Raw genomic sequence first — 22,725 nt, 5'->3', positions numbered from 1 at the left:
AAATTATATTATTGCTGACCTGTTAAGCCACTTTCACCTCGGTAGATCACACGATCGTTACCGCGGTAGATACCAAATGTGACGACGGTGGAGGGATCTTCATCACCGAGTTGGCGCCAGTTGTAGCGCAACCATGGTTGATCTTGATCGCTACCTGAACAAACAACAGGGTTTTCACCAGTATTAGCCGTTGGCGCAGAGGCATCCATTCTCAACCACAGACGAACTTGCTCACGCGGCGTATCTGTTCCCGTTGGCGTATTTTGGTTTGCTGTGACCTCTTCTTCACCGCCCTTTACATTTCCATCACCACTAAGCATTGCAGACGTAATAGTCTTGCCTTCGCTGTGCCAAATCACCTGTCTACAATAATTTGCACCATTAAAACTACTGCTTCTTTTATTCTGGTCATCTTGATAGCTATCATCAGTGTTGAGAACAAACTCACTACCATTCCAGAATTCAACTCTTAGTGGGATAGTCAATGTGGCATTTGAGTTACCACCAATATCATCGAGCGCCATTCGACCATATCGGGCAGGAGGTTGAACTGGGAATGCAGCTGAATCGGTAACAGGGTCTGAATCCGTAAATGACACAGGATCAACTCCTGTCACTGTTAAACCAAAATTAGTGGCTATTGAGCTAGCATCACTGGTATTGAAAGGACCATCTCTGCGGCTAACGTCATCTGAATCCGTAACTCTTTGCAGCTCAGCTGCATTGTCATTCAGTAACCAATGTTTACGATCAACAGACCAAGACCCAGCATCCGTATCTAGCAAGAAGCCGTTATCTATATTGCTATCATCTAGAACACCAAACTTTGCTTGTAGTTCTGTATTAAAGAATCGGTAATTATTAAGCGCATTATCCGTATCACTCTCACCTGATGCCATTGGATATACTTGGTGAACTGTAGAGTCATAAGGTTGACTTAGGTACGCAATATTATTTTGATTTGTAACATTCCACTCAGGGTCACCTTGCATGAAGTATTTGGGGTAAAAACGGCCGATAGTTTTAGACCCAGTGACACCTGAATCACCATTTGGAGGGGCAATGGTGCTATAAAAGTTACCCGTTTCAATTGCAACCAATTCAAAACTTCCTACCTCTGAGTAGGTTAACCCATCAAGTTGGTACCCACCATTTGACTGATCACTAATTGAAATACTCGGAGATATCGTGTCGGGCATCAAATAGCCAAGTACACCCTCACTTGGTGTGTCTAAATAATGGGAAACACTGATCGAAGCTTGAGACACAAAATAATTCGAAGGAACACCTACATTATTTGAACATACGGAATTTACATTAGCTCCGGTAATCATGGGTTTCACGTCCACATCAAAGCTCTCCCCCGCTGCAACAAAGCCACTACTACTGGATTCTGTACTCGTTCCACTTGAATCGCTATCAGTACATACAGCAAACTCATAAGGTTTAGATTTGACAACAAAGCTACCAACCAACCCCGAACTTGCGGAATCAGGCTGTTCATAAATAGGACACCCTTCAATTTCAGAACAATCAAAGCTAGGATCATTGATAACTACATTAACTTGCCCAACATTGCTCCAATTTACTTCAGTTATAGCACCACCATTATCAAAATTTAGATCTGTAACTGAGAAGTCATCAAGTGATCCATCTTCAGGGGTAGGCATTTCAAGAAAGTAATCTTTAGAAGCATCAAATGATAAGTTTTTAGTATAGCCATTTACTGGGCTAACAACGCCTTGATCACAAGCTTGAGCCGTCACCTCTACCACTAACTCTTGAGAGTCTTGAGCTGCATTCATATGTATTTGGCTTGGGCTTGTATCAAACTTATAGGGCACATAAAAAACTTGTGTCGATGTTGCGGGCTCTGAATCGTAGACTCCCCCAACACTGAAACTACCAACCGTATCAGAGTCTAAATACAAGGTTCGAATGCCACCATCAAACGTATAATCCGGAGTTTCACACGCATTGTTAGCTTCACCCGTACACCATCGCGTTCCCGTTGGGGTTACCGTCGCTTCAAACTGCTCATTAGAGTCGACCAATTCGCCATTCTCTTCTAGGCGAAACTCAACCGGAATTCGCTCACAGGTTAGGCTATATAATTGTTGAGGTTCTACAACCAATAATCCTTGCTGTACTGGGGGTTCACAAGAATAATCAGGTTTGATTATCGTTACACCATTATCAAGCACGGCGACTCTCGCTGTCACGGCACCATGAATAGCTGTCTGATTTAAATCTACAGTATCTGCGAGAATAAATCCTTTGAAAGTAGAGTTCCCAACGTCAAATATGACCTCACCTTTAGGAGCGTATATAATGGGATAAGCGAAGTCAGATTGTATATCAACTGCCAAGTTAAACTTCATACGTGTTATCACATTTATTTGAGAGTTGCCCTCAAAGGCATATACCAAATCTCCTGCATCATGCTCATAATTATCAAAGGTCACCGTGGAATTATCAGGAAAAACCAGTTCTACACCCGCCCCTCCACTAACTTTAACATCTGAGATATAACTGTCTTCATCTAAGACGACTCGAACTAGATTATAATCATTCCCCTGCTTGTTGATAACGAGCTTAGACAAGTTACTCTCAATGAAAACATCTATTGTTTCACCGTTAATTTGGTAAGAACATATCTCTGAGTCCGCTCCGCAGCTCTGCAAAATATCCGAAGCCTTGCCCGTAATGGTTAAACTTTCTGATGGATTTTTTTCTGCAATAGAGGTTACGTAACTGCCTTTAATCTTTCTTAATTCAAGTTGGCTATCATTATTACCAACATCACATTGATGTTCATCACACACTGGAAAATTATAAATATGATAAAACTCACTCGCATCATCAAAACCCAATAATAAAAAGTCATCTTTTGTTGTCCATTTATCATTAAAGAGCTCATAGCCTTCAGAGACCTTTTTTAAAGATTGATTAATATAGTTATTAGACCAGCCGCTAAATTTTGTTTGCTGGCTGGTAACCGTCAATGAGCTATTCACACCAGTCCAACTCTGAATGGGCTCGGGAAACAAGTTACACACGTTGGCAACAGGAACCACCTCAGGTAACTCAAACGCAAAGTAACCCACTTCTTCCGGAATATGCGTGCGGTCTCTAAAGTCCTCATCTACAACAAAGCTAACTTGGTTCGTGTTAATGTTACATCGACGTAGCCAGCCTCCGTGTCCACCAGCCCTCTCTTGTTTATTAGCTATGATCCCGTCAATATTCGTTAGAGAGGTGGTAGCATACTTATCCTCACAGCCATCCAACATTGGGTCATTACCGCTTTGACTTGGCGTATCATACCCTCTTGCAAATTGAACCTTAAAACCATCAACATCAAGGTTAGTATTGGTGGCTAACGTCGCTAAAAACGCGATCTTCTCATCGTCATAATCATCGTTACTGCGGTGAGAAGCACTTAGCTCCAAAAACAAATCAATGTATGACGTTTCATCGGTTCGCCTAACCTTGCCAGAGGTCATCCATTTATCATTGTTATTTCGAGTTTGAATTTGATGCAATACCACCGGATTAGAAGAAAAGCCAGCTCCGCCAAAATCGCTATAAAGGACTCTATCATTACTATTTGAGCCTGATTTAGCACTGGCTGCATCGGTGTTCAAATAACCCGCTATGACTTCATGGCCATTAAAATCGGCCACACCGGGCTCAATCGCAAGGTAACTGACTTCTGTTATCGGTTGGCTATCTAAATCTGAACCACCGCCATTCTTTGGCGCCTTAATCTGCTTGATGGTCGCTTCGGTTTTGCTTACCTCGGTAACCATTAACGTTGCAGGAGCATCCGCGTCAGGGGCACTTGAATCAATGGTTGGCATCACAAACACCAGTGGCGTGTTGGTATAAGACTGAGTCAGTGGGATCTTACATTCTCCACCAGAGCACTGAACGATACCAAATTCATACTGAGCATCGTTTGAATAAACCGGCGGTGGCTCGATATCCGAGCTGTCACATTCTAGTTCAGTACTGTCCCCACTATTAATATCGACGCTTTGCGGGTGAATACCTTTAAAGTCTGCGGGGTAATTGCCTAAAAAAGTAAAACCCTGCCCATCGTCAACGTAGTAGTCTGCGGTTCCGGCATCATTTCCCGCTCCCGGCTGATAAATCAGTTGAACACTATAGTCTCCCCCACCAACCATGTAACGAGGATCGCGAATAAAGGGCGTATCTCCCACCGTAGGCTCATTAATATCATTGGTCCAGATGGTGTATTCCGGGCGGTTATTTCCGGGCTCTTGCTCTGCAAACACAGATTCAGCAAGCTGGGCGGAATTGATATTAAATGATATTTTAAATTCACCGCTCGGATCTACGTTACAAGTCGACGCTGTCGCGATCAAAGGGAATAGGCAGAAACAGGCAACTAAAATATATCTACATGCTTTCATCGTATTGACTCCCTCACCCAAACTTCTTGAATACGCTGTACTTGGTTAATGCCTGAGCCACAAACGGCTGTTGATTCAATCTTAAAAAAACCAACATCATCTAAAATTCCGATCGGAGTACAAGTTAACTCTTCAACTGCACAGATAGTCGACATCCCACTACTCACTTGGTTTGAATTTAAGTTACCACAGACGGTGCTCACACTGGTTGAAACCGCAGGCGAAACCGTTAATGGATAAACTTGAGTGAGTGCCCACTCATTAGCGGAATGTGCTAATAGCCAAGCCTGTGTTCCAAGTTGTTTACGCGTCAATGTATCGTGGTTTGACCATTGTACTTGCACTAAAGAAGTCGCAAGGAAGCCCATCACCACAATAACAAATATCGCGACGACCAAAACACTGCCTTGTTGAGATGATTTTCTATGGCGCATTGAGTACCTGCACATCTTGTTGGTAAACGCTTACTTCACTGTTTTGCTCAAGCACAAGATCGATGTGAATCACGCCACCTCGCTGCAAGCTTGGCTCTTCGTAGCGGAAGTTACTTTGAGCATAATTGATGCTATCCGCAACGGTGATTCCATTGCGCTGAATTAGGCCTTGGTTCTGAACGGTATCATTCACTAAACAGTAACTCACCGAAGCACTCTCATCGTAAATATAATGGCGTTGAGCAATAGACTGGCTGCTAAGGCTAACAGAGTTAGCGGTAAACACATTACTCGTGGAAACTAAACCTGAGACTGAAATCCGTTGAGTCGAACCAGATCCAAATTCAGAATAAGTGGTGGGATTAATAATGAGGTAATCGCCGGCATCTAACGTGGGCGAGTCTTGCCCGATAATAAAATCAAGCTCATCCGTCGATTCGTCAAGGTGATAAAAGCCTGAGTATTTAATAGCGTAAAAGGTGAGACATTTTTGAGCAAAAACCGAAGCCGGAGCAATACTCGAATCAAAACTGTTAGGGACCGCGTGACTGATTTCTCGCGACATTTTCTCAACAACAAACTGCCCTTTTACTTGCACCTTTTGTCTATCGATAGTGTCGACATAACCTTTCATGCCGTATTCAACAAAACCTGCGATCGCTAAACCAATCACACCAACGACTACAATCGTTACAATCATCTCAATTAAGGTGAAACCACGCTGCTTCATCAGTAGTTCCCCTTATAAGCAACGACGTTATAACGATTATTACCACCGAAGATCTGTATCTCAACACGCTTCATCGGGCCAATTGTGTTGTCATCAATTCCGTCCATGTTGCCATCGTAAAACACAGATACTTCCACCCGAAAATTGGCATAGCTATCATCTATCTGTTCATCAAGTATATTGGCTAATTCATTCGTAGTACTCGACAGGCAGGCGGATTCAGTCGCAGCCGTATACCAGCAACCAATATAGTCGTCCACGTCATTAAACGTTGCTGGCTTACCTTCTTGTTCACCATCATCAATATCAACCCCAAGCTTGTCGGGATCAGTGCAACCACTATATTCAAAATCACCACAACGCATTACCCCTCCGTCAAAGTCACTATTATGGTCAAAGCCACGTGCCAATATTTGATTCATTAAGCTCTGCCCTAAAGCTACTGAGCGGTTTTGATATTGAGGGTCAGCGGAGCCCGCCACTTGAGGAGCTAAAAAACTAGTAATCGTGACCATAGCAACGCCCAGTACGATAATCACCACAATACTTTCAATAAGAGTGAAGCCACGGGAGCGCATCATAAACATGCTCCCTCACGCACGTAACCTTGAGAATTAATACAAACTTGGGCGCTATTATTTGAAGAAGTAGAGTTAATAGTAATATTCACTCCAGCACTTACTGAAGGGTTCCCCAATAAATCAAAGTCGATAATGGTGTTCGCCGGGGAAAATGAAATATCTGATTCACGCACATAATCACTACGTGCATCGGCCTGTGTTTTTTGAGCGCTATTCGAAAGATTTAAGTTACACGCGGCCACAGAGCCTAAACAATCACTATTAATAGCAAGGCGAAAACTGTCATTAGCCGCTGAAACGTTCGATTGCATTCGATTGACTTGGATTTGGCGAATTACGGAAATGGTTTGCTCTTGCGCAGTAAAAGTAGAAAAGCTAGATGTACCGACGAAGCGACTTGCGGCAAAGGTGGAAACAATACCGAGGATAATGATAACGATGATCAGCTCTACCAGAGTAAAGCCTTTGGATGTGGGGCTGTTATCCATAATGAGCCTCTAACTGCCAAGCGAATACTAATTATACAAGATAACGAATGTAGTGATCTTATGTATATGAATAGTTTTGATATTTATGTGCTTTGGATAGAAAAAAGGCCAGCATCTGCTGGCCTTCCATAATCATTTCAAATAATTACTCACAAGCTACCAAGTCAATTGAAGGTTCATCTCCCTCTGACTGAGCTTGTTGATAAGTAACGTGACAAGTAGCAGCATCATTTGCAAAACCGTAGGCAACGGTACCAGCAGATTGACCTGTTACTTCTGTCCAATCATCAGTCAAGCCAGATACAATTGCAGTTAATGCTGCAGATGTACCTTCAGGGTAACCCCAAACCACATTAATAGTACTTTGACCAACTGAAATTGCAGTAGGCGCTTCGGTTCCTTCTTGCCCAGCAATAGCTGCCTTACCATAAGTAATACCCGCAGCTCCAGCCATAGCCCCCTTAAGGCCCTCTGCTGAAGCTCGTTTAGCATCATCTTGCAGATTCAAGAAACGTGGTGCCGCAGTTACAGCAAGAATACCTAGAATAACAATTACAACCACTAGTTCGATTAGGGTGAAACCGCCTTGTCTTTTCATAGTTAAGCTCTCTCTATGTTTAATTTTACGCAGACTTACTGCAAAGTTACGGTCACACGACCAGTTTTAATTTCGTAAACAAACTCATGCTCGGTACTACCTTCTAATTGAACGTAAGTACAGGTTGCATCACCAGAATTTGCTTGCGCTGAATACTTGTAGTTTGAGTCGTTAGCAACATCCGAGATAGGACCCACTTTAGGTGGATTTTGCAGCAAGTTTTCCATCAACTCAGAACATGTTTCATCTGAAATATCTTGTGGAGCAGTGCTCGAATTATTGTTCAGAGTCCACGGATAGCCATCTCTAAAATCGGTATCGACATTGTTACTGTTTTTTGATCTCGTTAACCAAAAATCAACACCATCATAATTTACAGTATTGTATGTTTCAACACCTATCTTCTCTGATGGCCTAGCCTCTGCTTCCCACTGTGCTCTTGCCGACAGTACTGCTGTCGCAAAACCACCAGCGACACCTTCAATACTGGATTTTTTAGCCTCATCGGTCACATCTAAGAAGCGGGGTAAAGCCGCCACTGCCAATAAACCAACGACAACAATTACGATGACTAATTCGACAAGGGAGAAACCCTTTTGATTTTTAAGCATTTTCTACCTACTCATCTAATTACTAACGCGCATTATACATTTGCACACGTATAAAACCATAAAAACAGTGTCAATATTCTCACAAAGCCAAAATATTGGCTTTTACACTAAACCTTTCTCTTTCGAGTAATATATCTACCTGATATTTATCACCATAATGATAACTACAATAAAACTGTATGTTATCACTTTTATCTTCAACACTTGGAGAGCTTAGCCCTAAAATGCTCCCTTGAGGATATAATTGATCCAGCCAATAATTACAGTCTCGCTCCGTACCTTGGATAGGCATTACCCACCCAGTTCTGCTGTAGATCTTTGGGGGTTCCGAGCCTTCTTCTTGCCCAGCACCCGATAACAAATACTGCTGTTTGAACAAATTGGCTTGCTCTAAAATCCGCTTGCTCGCGACGATAAATGCCGTGTTAGTTGCTTCTTCTTCTACCGTTTTGAATGCCGAAAGTACACCGACAATAAGAAAAAGAATAACCACAGTCCAAATAACAAAACGTGAGCGTTGTAGGTTATTTAGCATTCCCTAGCCTTTGATCGCATCCAACATTCCCCACATCGGCAAGAAGATACCTAGCGCCAAAATCAGCACCATGCCTGCAACGATGGTTAACAAAATGGGTTCAATTCTGGCGGTTAAGGTTTTCAGATCGTAATCGACTTCGCGGTCATAAAAATCAGCCACTTCAAGTAATAGCTCATCAATACGACCCGTCTCTTCACCGACGGAGATCATTTGTATCACGAGCGGTGTGAAAATTTCGCTGTTAATCGCGGTCGACGAAACCGTACTACCGGCTTCAATGGCCGATTTCATGGCTTGAACTCGCAACTCTAGAAAACGGTTATCTAAAGCTTCCGCCGAAAGCGCTAGCGACTGGTTCAGTGGAACACCCGCTTTAAGCATCAAAGCAAAAGTACGCGAGAAGCGTGACAACAGTGCTCGATTCACTACCCCGCCAATGACCGGCATTTTTAAGCGTAATCGATCCCACTTTTCCAAGCCTTTGTCTGTCTTCACCCAAGCTTTAAAAGCGAAGATAAGACCAAAGATCACTCCAAGCATTAAGCCCCAGTAATTCACAAAGAACTCAGACATACCAATCAAGATACGAGTAGGCAGCGGCAAGTCGACACCAAAGCGCGCAAACATGCTTGAGAACTGTGGAATAACCTTGATGTTAAGAATGAACATTGCAATCAAGATAAAACTGATCACGAATGTTGGGTAACGCATCGCAGTCTTAATTCGTTTGCGAGTCTCAACTTCTTGTTCGTAATATCCAGCTAATTGCAGTAAAGCCTGATCTAGACGGCCTGTGTTTTCACCAACGCCAATCATCGATACAAACAACGGACTGAATACCTTTGGGTGCATCTGCATTGACGCCGCTAAGCCGCGACCATTGGTTAGCTCAGCAACCACCTCTTCCAAGGCGGCTTTCAGCTGCTTATTTTCGCAGTTTTGAGTGAGGCCTTTCATCGATCTTAATAGTGGTACACCCGCTTTGGTTAGGCTGTATAACTGTCGACAAAACAGAACCAACACCTCTAACGGTACACTCGGAAAGAACAGACTCGATACATCCATATCTAAGACTGAACCACCACTTTTGCCCAGTTTGATAGAGGTTGGAATGATCCCTTTACTCATCAAGCTTTCAGCAGCAAGATCTTCGTTATTCGCGTCTAATTGCCCACTTACTTGACTACCATCAGAGCTGCGACCTACATAACGATACGTTGGCATATCATTCTACCCCTACAGATAAATTGGGTCAGTGGCACCGGACGCATCACCTTCGCCAAGATGCATTATCTCATCAAGACTCACGACACCTTGCAGAGCCAATTCCATCGCAGAAGCCAATAACGGTTTATAGTTTTCAGACTGTCTCGCCTTTTGAGCAAAACCTACCGCATCATTAGCTCTCAGTGCATCCATCATGTTTTGCTCTAGCTCCAACATTTCAAATACACCAATTCGCCCGCGGTAACCGGTTAAGTTACAGTTCTGGCAACCACGGCCTTTCATAAACGGCACACCTACTTGGTTAGGGAAACGGACGCTCAGCCATTGCTTGCGAGGTTCATCTAACTCATCCTCAACCTTACAATCTGTACACACTTTACGAACTAATCGCTGTGCGACTACTGCTCGAACAGCGCTCGCGACCAAGTAACCCGGAGCACCCATATCCATCATACGCAACGCGCTGTCTACCGCATCATTGGTATGTAACGTACTTAATACTAAGTGGCCGGTCAGTGCAGCTCTCAAGCCTATCTCAACGGTTTCGTGGTCACGCATCTCACCGATAAGAATAATATCGGGATCCTGACGTAAAAAGGTTCTCAAGATAGTAGAGAAATCGAGATTGATCTTAGGGTTTACCTGAACTTGATTCACACGAGGTAGGCGGTATTCCACCGGGTCTTCCGCAGTAATGATCTTTTTACCCGGTTCGTTTAATTCACTTAACGCGCCGTATAAGGTTGTTGTTTTACCTGAGCCGGTTGGGCCGGTAACCAAAATCATGCCATGTGGACGGCGCAATTGTTGACGCAGACGAACCAACAGATCACTCGGTATGCCCGACTCTTCTAGTTTACGTAGGCCTGCTGACTGGTTAAGAAGACGCATAACCACTGATTCACCGTGCTGTACTGGCATGGTCGACATACGAATATCAACCGACTGACCTTTAGCTCGGATATTAAAGCGACCATCTTGAGGAAGACGTTTCTCTGAGATATCGAGGTTTGCCATCAGCTTCAAGCGCAGTACAAGTGCCGAAGCAATATTCACCTCATTCAGCAATGTTTCATGCAGCACACCATCAATACGCTGACGAAGACGCAATACGTTTGAATCTGGCTCGATATGAATATCCGAAGCGCCAACCTGAATAGCATCTTCAAATAGCGAGTTGATCAGCTTAACGACGGTAACTTCATCACTGTCTTCTTCAGCGATATCGAAATCAAAGGCATCATTAACTTGGTGTTCAGCGTGAAGTTGCTCAGCAAACGAGGCAATCTCTTTGGTTCTTCGATAATAGCGATCGAAGCCATCAACCAATTGCCTTTCTTGAGCAACAACGAATTCCAGCGCGTAATCGCCGAGCTGACCAAGCAAAGACTCTTGGGCAAACAGATCGGCTGGGTCGCTCATTGCAACACGCAAAGTGTCACCTTGGCGTCCAATAACCAATGCACGAAGGCGACGAGCATGTACTTCGGGTAAAAGCTGTACTGCTTCAACATCGACAACGGCTCGGCTTAAATCAATAAGAGGAATCGCTAACTGCTGCGACAAAAAGCTCAGCATTTGCTGTTCTGACAAGAAGCCAAGCTCAATTAGCGCATCACCCAGCTTACGCCCAGTACTTTTCTGAGCGGCCAGTGCTTGTTCAACTTGAGCCTCAGTGATAATGCCTTCTTCGACAAGCAAATCACCAAGTCTTTTTCTTAATCTAATTTGCATCGCCGCTCTCCTCTAAAGCATTGAGTATTTTTAACCGGTCACGCACAAAGCTTTGTGATTGAGATGAGATACCGACTCTAGTCAACGCACCTTGATATGATTGTTTTGCTGCAGCGAAGTCTAACTGGCGTTCTTGCTGAATCGCTAAGCCCAACCACCAGCGAGCGTTATCTGAATCGACTTCAACCAACTTTTGATAACTCTCGAGTGCGATTTCTTCTTGCTGTGATTTTTGGCTCAACGCCGCACGCATTGCTAGATACTCTTGAGTTGGATGCGGAGGCATGTGTACTAAAGGGCTCAGCGCCGCTTCTGATTGATTCGCTTTAACCAGCAGTTTAGATAACCCTAATCGCAATTTTTCACTGTTGATGTTGAGCTTAATTCCAGACTGATAAAGCTCATAGGCTTTGCGAGTATCGCCTTTACCAAAATAGAGAATCGCAAGTTTCTGACGGACATCTTCATTTCGTGGCGTGTAGCGTAGAGCTTCAGTGTAGCCCTTCAACGCACCAGTAAGATCGTTCGCATCAAGCGCTTTCTGAGCTCGACCTTGTGCATTCACAGATAGCTGTTCCGGAGTTAACTCAACCTGCTCGATCAACATTCCGCTATTTTCTGAATCACCAGAGGCTACAGGCTCATTAGAGATAGACGCAGGGGCTTTTTTTGCCACACTAGCAACGTAAATCGGTTGGGGAATTTCAGTCTTAGTCGTTTCAGGCACGCTTAGAGCTTTAGCCGGTGTTTGTTGTTTTGTCGCTTTTGGGGCAGACATAACAACTGATTCGGAAACACTAGGCTTAGATTGAGCGCTTTTTGCCATCGCAGTGTTTTCTGTTGAAAGGATCGCAGAGTCTAGTGTCACCAATTTCTTAGTTGGCGATGAGATAGGTTGAGCGGCTTCCTGGATGCCATTTGAATCATCAACGACAGAGACTTGAACCTGTAAATCTCGAGTTGAGATTGACTGCTCAACAATAGACTGATCAATCACAGGGCCTTGCGATATCGCCCAACCGCCCATCGCTAAGCTCAACGTAAAACCTGCAACAACCCAAACTAGGGGGGAACGCGTTTTTACTTTAGGTACGACTGCCGCTTCAATCGAAGTCGCTGACTTTTTCTTTGCCAATTCAGACAAGGCGTTGTTAATGACGCTCATAATTAATTCCAACCCCACAGTATTGGCGTTTTAAATTTAGGCTTACACACATCGTACGTTTCATGCATAGCTGAAAAAAGATGTTGGTTGTCGATACTTTTCTTATCTTCACTGAACGAAAGCAATAGAGCCTTATGGCAAAGTTGGTTTATCAATCTAGGGATACCTAACGACGAACGACAGATCGCCTTTTTTTGATTCAAGCTGAATAACTCAGGGCTACCACCAGATTTAGCGATTCGATTATCAATATAAGCCACCGTTTCATCGAGATTCAGCGGTCTCAGTGTCGAACTAAATGTGATTCTTTGGCGAAACTGCCTTAGGTGGTACGCCTCTAATCGAGCATCCAATTCTGGCTGACCTAATAAGACAATCTGCAGCAGTTTTTTATCTTCCGTTTCAAGGTTACCAAACAACCTTAATGTTTCGAGCGCTTCATCCGATAGAGCCTGAGCTTCATCAAGAATAGCCACCACTCTTAAACCAGAATTGTGCAATTCAATGAGCTTATGCTGAATGTTATCAACCAAGGTTGCTTCATTATCGACAGCTAAACCAAGCTCTGTTGCAACCGCCTGGCGCAAGTCTGCCCCTGATAACACAGGGTTTGGTAAGTAGATCAGAGCTGTACAGTCATGTAGGTGATTGACCAACATCCGGCAAACCATGGTTTTTCCAGTGCCTACCTCTCCGGTCACCTTAATCACGCCCTCGCCCATTTCCAACGCCGAGATTACCGTCTGAATCGCTTCGAAATGAGGCGCTAAACCATAGAAGAAATCGGTATTCGGCGTTAAGGTAAATGGCAGTTGTTCAAAACCAAAGTGAGCTTGATACATACGACGACCTAGCTTAGTGAGACACTGCCACTCTATATTGAGAAAGTAAGCAATTACTCTTCATCAGGGAACCACTGCTGAAGAAGATCACGTGAACGCTCCAACTCATTTTGCCAAGTATTCACACCCACGATCGTTGGCTTAAGCAAGATCACGAGTTCAGTTTTTTGCGTTAACTGATTGGTGTTACGGAACAAATGACCTAAGGCTGGAATATCACCGAGGAATGGAACTTTAGAGGTCACATCACTGGTGTTGGATTTCATTAACCCACCAATAACCACAACATCTCCATCTTTGGCGCGAATCACTGAATCAGACTCACGAATAGAGCTTTTCGCCAAAGGAAGTTGCACCAAGCCCGTCGTGGAACCAAGGTTGAGCTCTTTCACTTCTTCCTCTACCTCAATAACGGCTGGGTGTACATGTAAGAACACGCTACCTTTATCGTCTATCTGAGGGGTAACATCTAAAGAGATACCAGAGAAGAACGGAGTTAATTCAACTTCAGGTGCGACATTCGCGTCATCACCACTACCGACCGAACTTGATAAATCTGTTACGTAGTATTCGTCGGTACCCACTTTGATAACCGCTTTCTGGTTATTTGCCGCCGTGACTCGCGGGCTCGATAGAACATTAAGGTCACCTTGAGTGTCCATAAAGCTCAAAACTGCTTCAAAGCTGCCATCTGAAATCGTTACGTTAGTTTGTCCGCCTAACAAAGAGCTGATTGCATCTAACGGCGGTAAAGTACTTGCCGGACGATCAATTACAACGCCACCGCTGCCAATCGACTTAGACAAATTCGACCAGCTAATTCCCTGTTGGTAGCCGTCACTCAAGGTCACTTCCATGATTTTGGCTTCTAGGATAACTTGACGCTGCAGGCGTTTTTGAGAAATACCTAAGAACTCTCGAACCTCACGAATTTCGTCAGGGTAAGCACGCACTGTAATCACACTCGCTTGCGGGGTCACGACAACGCTTTGCCCATCGCCCGAGCCAATTAAGTGAGCAACCGCCGCTTCAAGCTGTGGCCAAAAATCACTTTCAGAGGTCGTTTCAATCTCTGTACCACCATTCGATGTCGAGTTTGATGAATTAGAAGAGTTAGATGAATTTGACGAGTTTGAGTTCGAGTTTGAAGAGCTCGATGAATTCGAATCTGAGTTAGAGATCGTGCCGGTGGTGATCGTCGTTAGTGAGCGACCAGAACGCTTAACTTGTAAGTAATCGACAGGGATCGTTACGGTGCGAAGACCGGCAGGATAAACTTGAATCACTTTGCCACGCTTTTCAATATCGTAGCCATACATATCTTGAGCAACAGCCAGTACCTCATCTAACGTCACGTCCGTTAGATTAAGCGTAAGGTTTCCAGACACACTTGGGTGAATAGCCGCACTATATTCCGTACCTTTCACTAAGCTGGCAAAAAAAGTTCTCGCTTCAACGCCTTTTGCCTGAATACGAAAACGCTTAACCGTTTCCATCCCCGGAGACATCGAGTCAGAATTAAGCTGAGGCATAAGGTCATCTTGAACCGACGAAGGCAGCTCATGAAGCGCTCTGCTATTGGCTTCATTAATTGATTCGTTTAAAGACTCTTTAATCTCAACAGGATCTCTATGCCCCATCGAACAGCCGACTAAAGATGACACTAGGATTGCTACTACAAGTTTACGCATGTCTTCACTCTAACCTTAATTATTCTTAACATCTAAAGAGAACATCTCTAATTTCCACTGCTTAGAGCTTCTCTGCAGAGTGACGTATTCTGGATCTATGTTCTTAACTCGGTACCCTCTGATCGTTTCCCCTTGTCCGAGAATCTGACCATTCATAATCGCATAGCAAGGCGTATCTCCCTTACACACGATGCTTTCTAAAGAAGGCAAGCGATAACGAGTTGGTGCTTTCTTAGCAGGCGCCGTTTTCTGTTGAGGTGAAAGCCAGCCTAATGGCGCCGTGGGATCTTGCTCAGCCCACACAAAAGAGCTACTAAATAGCAAGGACAACAAAAGAGTTCTAACCACCGATAAACTCCTGTCTAGTACCTAATGTGTAAACCTCGAACACCAGTCGAGCTTTAGGATATTCTTCTACTGAGTATTCAAATGTGCGCCAGTAGTAACTCACAGGTAGAGACTCAAGTGCTTGAAGGTAAGCTGAGATATCAAAGTAACTGCCGGTTAGCTCCATTCTTACAGGGTGAAGAAAGTAGCCTGAATATTCGCTGGTCTCTTTATTGTTCGAAATCGCTTCTGGTTTTAATGACTCTAGCGATTCAAGCTTTAGTCCATTACCGGCGTTAAGAACGCTCTCCAGTAACTGCGACATTTGAGAAGGTGTGATTAATCCATCAACAATCTGAGAAAGCTGAAGAGAGAGATCTTGGCTCTCCACCAGCAGCTTTTTGTACTCTCGATTAATTTCTTTGTCTGGGTCTTTGTTTAACTGAGCTTGCAGAACAAGTAACTCACCTTGCTGCCTTTGATTCGATTGAGTCAGGCTGCTCGCCTTGGCATTTTTAGCTTGTAGATCGAGATACGCAGGCTCAACCAATAAGGTGAACAACAACATCGATAGGCCAACAAAACCACACACAAAAAGTAGCCATTTTTCTCTTTGACTTAATGCAAGAAACTTATCGCTCAGCTGGTTCCACTGCTGCATTATTTACTCTCCCGACGAGTACTTAGCTCAAACGTCACCACATCCTGATCATTACGGCCAATTTTTAGTTTTTCAAAAGTGCGTCCGACTAAATTAAGCTCACTTTTAAACTGACCAATCCAGTTCGGAACGACATTTGCGTTACGAGCCAAGCCACTAAGATCTAAAGTATCGTGGGTCATGTAGATGTGCGAAAGAGAAATGTCATTTCGGCCTAATTTAGCTAAGGAATTCATGACGCCAGAATACCCGACTTGTTGGGATTCGTCGTATTGTCCAACAGCCTTCAAAGCCTCTTTTTTAGCCTCAGTCTCACGTTTGAGACGCGCAACCGCCGCGACTTTCTCTGGAGACGGTTTATGCTGAGTTAACTTACTATTCAATTGGTTAACTTGCTTGTTAAGTTGATTCGAGTCTTGTTGCAGGGCTGTTAGCTCTTTATCTAGATTAGAAACTTGATACTGCATTGCGAAGTAACCACCAAGCATCAAAACACAAATTACTCCCCAGCTCGCAACAACATTGGTCAGCGTAAAATATTCTTTTTTAGGCTTAAGGTGTTCAGGGTAAAGATTGACCTTAAACGTCTCTTTTTCAGCTGCAAGTTTAAGCAACAAACTCTCTGAATTATCACGCTCACCTTCAACCAACAGTGAAACTGTCGAGCTCAATGTGCTGTTTAAGGCACTTTGTAACTCTGCTTCATCTTCTTCGTCACAACAGATTTTAAGCTGGTGAAGCTGGGTGCCTTTAATTTGAGAAGAAAGGTAATCAATCGAGCGTTGAAGCTCTAAAGCGAGGCCATCTAACTGCAGAGCACTTGACGCAACACCCGTTAAAGGTGGCACAACACTGCGGATGGTTCTTTGAAAACAAACGGTATTTTCGACAAACGCACCCAATTTAAAGTGTGAATTGACGCTACGTTGTAAAAGAATGAAATTAGACAGTTCGCCTGCACTGTAACCCCAGATTTCATCTTCAGGAGCAACACCTATTAATTCAACCTGAGCCGAATTAGTGATATTCAAAAGCTTGTCCAACAGCTTTTTAGGCAGGACATATACTTGCAGCTTGTTCGACGTTGGTAACGCGACCGCACTCGCAGTAATTTCCGTGACTCTTTCTGAAACAAGATCTTTGAGTAAAAAAGGCAGTGCTACCGACCATTCACTCTCTGGAATGTCCGGTTTATCAATTTGGTAGGTTTGGTAGTAGTTAGCACAGACAATCAGTTGGACGCTATTACTGGTAAACGCCTCACTGCTAAGCGATTTTTTTAGCGCACTCTCCCAGTCCCCATTAACCACGGGAATGCTGGCTACTTGAGGATCTTGTTCTGTCGATGAAATATAAATGGCGTCATTGCCCACCAAGACAACTTGCGAGCTACCTTTATTATTCGTTGGCTTTATTTTGTCTAAAATCGCTTTAAAATTCATTCTTAACTACTACTCTTACGCCATCGATTTCTTCGTCCAACTTTGACAACAGATTCCGCTTTCGCGGCTTTTTCTGCTTGATTAGGCAAAGGGATAATTTGTTGTTCTTCGTCGAAATATCTCCCTTGATAGCCGTTAATGCCTAACTCTATCAAGGTATTCTTTTCTTGTTTTGTCTCGACTCCAACGGCAATAACTTGAGTTGGAGAATCACCACACGCCCCAATTAAGCTTCGAACAAACAGTTGGTTCTCATGCCTTTGGTCGATTTTCTTTATTAGGCTTCGATGAAGCTTAATATAACTAACCTTCAAATCCTTTATATAGTGAGTGCTAACAATGGTTCGCCCAGCTTGGCCAACCACAACTTTACACCCTAAACCTCGCAACATCTTTGCCACCGGTCTCATATAATCAAGATGAGCAATCAAGTGCCCTTCTGAAAATTCAAACGCAAGCTGAGAGCGGTGTTGAGCAGAGAGCTGTAACAACTCACTCCTAAACCACTTAAAGTGCTGTTTATTAGCAAACGGGGTAACATTCAGATTCACTGAATAGTTGATAGGTTGAGTTGATTCTTTCAACGATTTCAACACAACCTTTAGAACCGATTGGTCCATTTGAGCTTGATAACCCACTTGCTCTACCGCAGGCATAAATCGAGACGATTTCAATAAACCTTTGTCAGGATCCTGAATTCTAGTAAATATTTCTCTATGCAATTCATTAACTTGACCAGATTCCGGCATAAGATAACACCGCTGAGCAAAGATTACTAAATTTTCAGGAAGCAGCGCTTTATCAAGTAATGTTCTCCAACGAACACTGCCTCTATCAAGCTCATTCTTATTCTCTTTCGGGTAACGGCTCCAGTTATTAATACGCTCTAACTGAGCACTCTTTAGTGCCGTTTCCGTTTCATCCATGATCTGGCTATGACGCTCACCTTCGGTATACATGGTCACACCAATATGACACCAGTTATCCGACTCTAAAGGCTCTGGCGGAGTTAGCTTATCTAACTGCCTTAAACACTGAGCAGCCAAGGTCGCAATATCTTTTGCGCCCTGATGAGGGATAAATACAGCAAAGTCCGCTTCGTAATAGCGAGAAAATATGACATCGGGATAGCGCTGAACGATATTCGACAGTACTTCACCGACTTCAATAATAAAGCCGTCAGTGATTTGCTTGTCGTTAGCATCACGAACTTGCTCCCATTCGTCGATACGTATCAGTAACACACCGCCTCGTGCGCCACTTTCATGCAGTACCGATTCCAGCTTATTATCGAATAAAACTCGGTTTGCCGTTCCTGTGAGTTTATCTAGGAAGGTGTGAGTACGAATAAAGGTATCAAAGCGACTTCGTTCTTGACGAGCATCTTGCAGCTCTTCGATCAAGACATCTAAGGCTTCACTTGCGGTATAAGGCCACTCTCGCTCATCTCCCTTTGCATGAGCTTCAACCTGACCGGCCAAGATCATTCTTCCTCGCTCTTCCAAAATCTCAGAACCCATGAGCTGCTCTTTCAACCAACGAACACCACGAGCAAGACAGAACAGAACCAATGCGACAGCCAAAGTAATTGACCACATCGCTTCCATTGAGTAGTTGTAGCCAATATAAGGAGGAAGTGCTTTAAATTCGATTCGGTAGCCTTCATTACGCTCTAAAATGAAGCTTTTCTCATAAAGACGATTGGGATCAATTTGTGGGGAGGTATCTTTGAAACGATAAACGATGCCGGTCTTGTTCGAGAGTTTCATCTCAACAATATTGCTCGCCTGCAACATCTTAGGCATCCAACGCTGCATTGAATACGCGGCGTCAGGGTCTTCCATCTCTTTATCTACAACGTCGACAATGCCAACCAAATAATGGTCTAAATATTCCTGTCCAATACGCTTAAAGGAAAGTGTGCCACCAATAAAAAGAATGAACATCGCGCTGATCACTATCACGGTGACAAATGCGACCAATCGAGTGCTCAATTTTAGTGTCGGGGTATATCTCATGAATAACGAAATCCTTTTCAACTCACATTATACCGTATTGCTACTTATACTATAAATTGACGTTGTAAATAAAGCGTTAAGAATTGTAGGTAACAAAAAGCCGCGATGAACGCGGCTTTTTCCAATTTAATACTGTCTTTATAATATATTAAAAACAGGGACTAGAACGGTAGTAAAGGTAAACTTTTCAGTGCGTGAGTGAGTAAGTGAGGAGTTCACACTTACAAAGCCAAGCTAGACATAGCTTTCAAGATAGTTCAGAGACATGTTCCGCCCAACTATTCTTACACTTAGAAAAATAACGTAAAAATAAACCATTAATCCATTAAAATTCGTCTTTTATTCTTACACTTTACGCACAAGACAAGGCTACCTGTTAGAATGCAGATCAAATCATAAACCGCTATGTCTCACCAAATCATCCTTTATTGATTGTACGCCTTATCCCTTCCTGAGTCACAAATCAATCACGCAATTTGCGTGATGACATCACCTTTGTCCAGAAGTGTGCCTGCACCGATCACGGCAAACTCACCTTTGCCCCATTGTGAGTTGTGACCGATTGATCAACCCACTTCGTCAAGCCATCATTTGACTTACTTTTTGCAATACCTATCTCCTACCTCAGAGTGAAGAACTGTTGAGTATGGATGAAAAGCTATGCTTTTTGCTGTAAGTTATTGTAGTGCAACGGAGTGGGTATAGCAGTGACTTTATTAATATTAAGATGCAAAGACTTTTTTGATAGCAAAAAGAAGGGAGTCGTTCGGTTAGCCAGACTAGAAAAGGCACGCGCTATAAGTTTTTTTTACTCATTAAGAAACTATACCCTTAAGCAAAAGGGAGTGCTTTTAGTTTTAATGTCCTTAATTACTTTTAAGGTTTCAGTAGAAGCATCGTCTTTGCTAAATGGTGAGATTTCAGTTGAACAATTAAAAGCTATATCGCTTACTATCGGTGGGGGACTGCTTGGATTTACTGCAATAGTCTTTTCTTTACTATTGTTTTCTCTTCAAGCTAATCTTCAGAGATTGAGGTATTTAGACTTTTATAGATTTAGTGCTGATAAGCAGATACTCGGATATCTTTCATCCTGCCTTATAATATCACTTTCAATTATAACTACTTCGCTATTTATTGTTGATGGTTATTCTGGTCAATACGCAACGCTCATGCTCTGGGCTGTGGTGCTATTTATTTTTCTTTTGTTTTTTTCTTATAAACGGTCAATACAACTAATTAACCCTATAGAGCAAGTAGAGCTTATAGCATCTGAGGTCAGCTCAAACCTTGGACGATGGGGAAAGGCTATTGAAAGGAAAATACGAACTGAAAATCCCCCACCCATTGAAAGCCTTACGAATAAAAACTTTAATTCTCAACGGTGGGAACTATGTAAAAGTAATCCGATGCATCAGCAATCCGTTATTAACTCTATTGACAGTTTGTGTGCAATGACGAAGGTTTACACTGAGTTGAATGATTACATAGTAGCTCGAAATACACTGAAAAAATCAGTGTATATTATTGACAAGTATATTCAGTTTAGGCAGAACACGTTTATTGAAGGCTCACCTTATATGAGGACGAGCATCGAGTCAGAGCCAGTTTTTGACCATGTATTATCGAAGATAGCGTACAGTGCATCTGAAGCTATTAAAGCGAATGATAAAGAATGGGTTGATATATGCTTTGACGTTTATTCACAGTTAGCTCTGGTTCTCAACTTTTACAATGAGCAACATGGGTATCGCTTGGGGCAACAAATTGATTATGCGATCCATTATTTCACCTCTTCGGTCAAGGATTCAATTCACTTAAAAAATAATGATGTGATGATAAATGCTTCCAGCGCTGTTGGCAGGTTAGCTACTGGGCTATTAGAAACAGCTTCGCATGACAACATACAACCGCTTGATGAATCGCTGAGGTTGCTAGGTAGTTTGAGTATAGCGAATGGGGATATCACTGTAATAAACGATGTTATGCGAAGATACGGTGACATAGCGTTTTTATTGATATTGAATGAAGATTCTAAGGTTGAAGCAGCAATTGAGAGTATATCAAAAAGTATTCACTCTCTGGGTCGGCTCTATTTGAATCAAGAGAAGATGACTTCATTTAGCCTAGGTATTGTAAACGGTTTTTATGGATTTGGAGAAAATTCTTTATCCTACAGGCTAGCTAAACAAGCAAGCATACTTTCCAGTGACCCAGATAAATATCGGAGTCTGGTAACATCGCTAATTAAAGGTATTTGTTTGTGGCTTAAATTGACTTTTAATGACCGAGGGGAGCTTTACAAACTGGATCAAGAAAAAAATTTAGTCCTATTTCATTGTTTATATAGCTTGTCTGAGACTATGCTAAAAATCTTGTTGGAACTCACCGATGAAAAGACTGACTGTCAGTTAAGTCATGATGTCTATGAGGTAGTTAACAGAGAGATTATAGCCTTATGCGAAATCAGAGAGGATAAAGAGGTTTTACGTAGGATCGATACCTATGGTTTCATGAATTCACTTTTTAATCTACATCACTTGATAGACTCTTCAGATACTATATCATTTTTGGTCGATAATATTTTGAAAGTAGGCTTTAATGCTGCATCAATAAACTGTGATCATGGATTACTGGCAAAATCCATTTGTGCATCTGCAATAATTTCAGTTAATAATGAAAGTTCTCAATATAGAGGCTTAATTGACAAAAAATTAAATGAATTTTCTGGAAATCATAAGGTTTTCACTAACGCTTTGACCAAATTGGAGTATTTAGGAATGTTGGGTCGCTTCGAAAAAGAAAGAAGAATTAACAGTTACTCTCATTGTGCTATTGAAACATTTTGCAACAGCCACTTAACAAATGAGCTTCGAGAGGAGATTAAGTATTCAATTGAAGCAATTAAGCTAAATATTAATGATAAATAGGTTGGAAAAAATAGCGTAACTGAATAAACGGAGATACTTTTTCTAATGTGAACCAACCTATCAAGAGGTAAATCATCTGACTCGTTTCTGTCCAGAAAGGAGTTTCAATCTTTATTGCCTGCAATAAGTGCTTACCTAAACGAAGGAATGCGGCCTAGACAGACAAGAGCTTCTGATCTTTGTTGTTCGCAGGCATTTATGTTGGTTGCATCTAACTAAACATAACTTAAATGTGGAATAATCATCTTTTAGTGGTGGAGTGTAGGGTT

18 protein-coding genes are annotated in these 22,725 nt (G+C 42.7%); 1 reads left to right on the top strand and 17 read right to left on the bottom strand.

The window, feature by feature from the left end:
* Positions 1–8: 8 nt before the first annotated feature.
* The 17 genes from AB6F11_RS14850 to csrD form a co-directional block, all read right to left on the bottom strand.
* On the bottom strand, positions 9–4,439 hold the full coding sequence (locus AB6F11_RS14850; protein ID WP_240698187.1) for a DUF6701 domain-containing protein: 4,431 nt from the start codon (positions 4,437–4,439) through the stop codon (positions 9–11).
* A complete protein-coding gene (locus tag AB6F11_RS14845) occupies positions 4,436–4,873 on the bottom strand; it encodes an MSHA biogenesis protein MshP (RefSeq protein WP_102393507.1) in 438 nt (145 codons plus the stop codon). Before AB6F11_RS14845 ends, AB6F11_RS14850 begins: the two co-directional genes overlap by 4 nt.
* The gene (locus AB6F11_RS14840; protein ID WP_102393508.1) at positions 4,863–5,603 is read right to left on the bottom strand and encodes a prepilin-type N-terminal cleavage/methylation domain-containing protein; all 741 of its coding nucleotides are present in this window, start codon (positions 5,601–5,603) and stop codon (positions 4,863–4,865) included. Before AB6F11_RS14840 ends, AB6F11_RS14845 begins: the two co-directional genes overlap by 11 nt.
* The gene (locus AB6F11_RS14835) at positions 5,603–6,184 is read right to left on the bottom strand and encodes a prepilin-type N-terminal cleavage/methylation domain-containing protein (protein ID WP_017071541.1); all 582 of its coding nucleotides are present in this window, start codon (positions 6,182–6,184) and stop codon (positions 5,603–5,605) included. Before AB6F11_RS14835 ends, AB6F11_RS14840 begins: the two co-directional genes overlap by 1 nt.
* On the bottom strand, positions 6,181–6,672 hold the full coding sequence (locus AB6F11_RS14830) for a prepilin-type N-terminal cleavage/methylation domain-containing protein (RefSeq protein ID WP_102393509.1): 492 nt from the start codon (positions 6,670–6,672) through the stop codon (positions 6,181–6,183). The genes AB6F11_RS14835 and AB6F11_RS14830 overlap by 4 nt, the downstream gene beginning before the upstream one ends.
* 145 nt (positions 6,673–6,817) lie before the next feature.
* The gene (locus tag AB6F11_RS14825; protein WP_102393510.1) at positions 6,818–7,270 is read right to left on the bottom strand and encodes a type II secretion system protein; all 453 of its coding nucleotides are present in this window, start codon (positions 7,268–7,270) and stop codon (positions 6,818–6,820) included.
* Between the two features lie 35 nt (positions 7,271–7,305).
* Entirely contained in the window at positions 7,306–7,881 is a 576-nt protein-coding gene (locus AB6F11_RS14820; RefSeq protein WP_102393511.1) for a prepilin-type N-terminal cleavage/methylation domain-containing protein, read from the bottom strand.
* Positions 7,882–7,960: 79 nt separating this feature from the next.
* The gene (locus AB6F11_RS14815; RefSeq protein WP_102393512.1) at positions 7,961–8,416 is read right to left on the bottom strand and encodes an MSHA biogenesis protein MshF; all 456 of its coding nucleotides are present in this window, start codon (positions 8,414–8,416) and stop codon (positions 7,961–7,963) included.
* 3 nt (positions 8,417–8,419) lie between these two features.
* Complete coding sequence (locus tag AB6F11_RS14810; protein ID WP_017061351.1) at positions 8,420–9,643, bottom strand: type II secretion system F family protein; 1,224 nt, start codon at positions 9,641–9,643, stop codon at positions 8,420–8,422.
* 12 nt (positions 9,644–9,655) lie between these two features.
* Entirely contained in the window at positions 9,656–11,380 is a 1,725-nt protein-coding gene (locus tag AB6F11_RS14805) for a GspE/PulE family protein (RefSeq protein ID WP_017061350.1), read from the bottom strand.
* Positions 11,370–12,545, bottom strand: coding sequence for a lipopolysaccharide assembly protein LapB (locus AB6F11_RS14800; RefSeq protein WP_102393513.1), 1,176 nt, complete (start codon positions 12,543–12,545; stop codon positions 11,370–11,372). The genes AB6F11_RS14805 and AB6F11_RS14800 overlap by 11 nt, the downstream gene beginning before the upstream one ends.
* A gap of 2 nt (positions 12,546–12,547) precedes the next feature.
* A complete protein-coding gene (locus tag AB6F11_RS14795) occupies positions 12,548–13,387 on the bottom strand; it encodes an ExeA family protein (RefSeq protein WP_017061348.1) in 840 nt (279 codons plus the stop codon).
* Positions 13,388–13,440: 53 nt separating this feature from the next.
* Positions 13,441–15,078: a pilus (MSHA type) biogenesis protein MshL gene (mshL, locus tag AB6F11_RS14790; protein ID WP_102393514.1), complete on the bottom strand. Its 1,638-nt coding sequence runs from the start codon at positions 15,076–15,078 to the stop codon at positions 13,441–13,443.
* 15 nt (positions 15,079–15,093) lie between these two features.
* The gene (locus AB6F11_RS14785; RefSeq protein WP_017061346.1) at positions 15,094–15,426 is read right to left on the bottom strand and encodes a hypothetical protein; all 333 of its coding nucleotides are present in this window, start codon (positions 15,424–15,426) and stop codon (positions 15,094–15,096) included.
* On the bottom strand, positions 15,419–16,066 hold the full coding sequence (gene pilO / locus AB6F11_RS14780) for a type 4a pilus biogenesis protein PilO (RefSeq protein ID WP_017061345.1): 648 nt from the start codon (positions 16,064–16,066) through the stop codon (positions 15,419–15,421). Before pilO ends, AB6F11_RS14785 begins: the two co-directional genes overlap by 8 nt.
* A complete protein-coding gene (locus AB6F11_RS14775; protein WP_102393515.1) occupies positions 16,066–17,508 on the bottom strand; it encodes an MSHA biogenesis protein MshI in 1,443 nt (480 codons plus the stop codon). The genes pilO and AB6F11_RS14775 overlap by 1 nt, the downstream gene beginning before the upstream one ends.
* A gap of 2 nt (positions 17,509–17,510) precedes the next feature.
* Positions 17,511–19,526, bottom strand: coding sequence for an RNase E specificity factor CsrD (gene csrD, locus AB6F11_RS14770; protein WP_102393516.1), 2,016 nt, complete (start codon positions 19,524–19,526; stop codon positions 17,511–17,513).
* Between the two features lie 707 nt (positions 19,527–20,233).
* On the opposite strand from csrD, the gene AB6F11_RS14765 reads away from it, so the two are divergent.
* Positions 20,234–22,456, top strand: a complete 2,223-nt coding sequence (locus AB6F11_RS14765) for a hypothetical protein (protein ID WP_104216335.1) — start codon at positions 20,234–20,236, stop codon at positions 22,454–22,456.
* Positions 22,457–22,725 lie beyond the last annotated feature (269 nt).

This window comes from Vibrio sp. 10N.247.311.14 (assembly GCF_041467715.1).
Classification (GTDB): Bacteria; Pseudomonadota; Gammaproteobacteria; order Enterobacterales; family Vibrionaceae; genus Vibrio; species Vibrio crassostreae_C.
Note: the sequence above shows the minus strand (reverse complement) of the source record. Positions and strands in the feature narration are given on the sequence as shown.

What these genes read in the sequence shown, in the direction of transcription:
- AB6F11_RS14810 (WP_017061351.1), bottom strand. Translation starts at nt 9,643, where the DNA reads ATGCCAACGTATCGTTATGTAGGTCGCAGCTCTGATGGTAGTCAAGTA.
- AB6F11_RS14820 (WP_102393511.1), bottom strand. Translation starts at nt 7,881, where the DNA reads ATGCTTAAAAATCAAAAGGGTTTCTCCCTTGTCGAATTAGTCATCGTA.
- AB6F11_RS14825 (WP_102393510.1), bottom strand. Translation starts at nt 7,270, where the DNA reads ATGAAAAGACAAGGCGGTTTCACCCTAATCGAACTAGTGGTTGTAATT.
- mshL (WP_102393514.1), bottom strand. Translation starts at nt 15,078, where the DNA reads ATGCGTAAACTTGTAGTAGCAATCCTAGTGTCATCTTTAGTCGGCTGT.
- AB6F11_RS14850 (WP_240698187.1), bottom strand. Translation starts at nt 4,439, where the DNA reads ATGAAAGCATGTAGATATATTTTAGTTGCCTGTTTCTGCCTATTCCCT.
- AB6F11_RS14845 (WP_102393507.1), bottom strand. Translation starts at nt 4,873, where the DNA reads ATGCGCCATAGAAAATCATCTCAACAAGGCAGTGTTTTGGTCGTCGCG.
- AB6F11_RS14800 (WP_102393513.1), bottom strand. Translation starts at nt 12,545, where the DNA reads ATGAGCGTCATTAACAACGCCTTGTCTGAATTGGCAAAGAAAAAGTCA.
- AB6F11_RS14830 (WP_102393509.1), bottom strand. Translation starts at nt 6,672, where the DNA reads ATGGATAACAGCCCCACATCCAAAGGCTTTACTCTGGTAGAGCTGATC.
- AB6F11_RS14835 (WP_017071541.1), bottom strand. Translation starts at nt 6,184, where the DNA reads ATGATGCGCTCCCGTGGCTTCACTCTTATTGAAAGTATTGTGGTGATT.
- AB6F11_RS14840 (WP_102393508.1), bottom strand. Translation starts at nt 5,603, where the DNA reads ATGAAGCAGCGTGGTTTCACCTTAATTGAGATGATTGTAACGATTGTA.
- AB6F11_RS14815 (WP_102393512.1), bottom strand. Translation starts at nt 8,416, where the DNA reads ATGCTAAATAACCTACAACGCTCACGTTTTGTTATTTGGACTGTGGTT.
- csrD (WP_102393516.1), bottom strand. Translation starts at nt 19,526, where the DNA reads ATGAGATATACCCCGACACTAAAATTGAGCACTCGATTGGTCGCATTT.
- AB6F11_RS14805 (WP_017061350.1), bottom strand. Translation starts at nt 11,380, where the DNA reads ATGCAAATTAGATTAAGAAAAAGACTTGGTGATTTGCTTGTCGAAGAA.
- pilO (WP_017061345.1), bottom strand. Translation starts at nt 16,066, where the DNA reads ATGCAGCAGTGGAACCAGCTGAGCGATAAGTTTCTTGCATTAAGTCAA.
- AB6F11_RS14775 (WP_102393515.1), bottom strand. Translation starts at nt 17,508, where the DNA reads ATGAATTTTAAAGCGATTTTAGACAAAATAAAGCCAACGAATAATAAA.
- AB6F11_RS14795 (WP_017061348.1), bottom strand. Translation starts at nt 13,387, where the DNA reads ATGTATCAAGCTCACTTTGGTTTTGAACAACTGCCATTTACCTTAACG.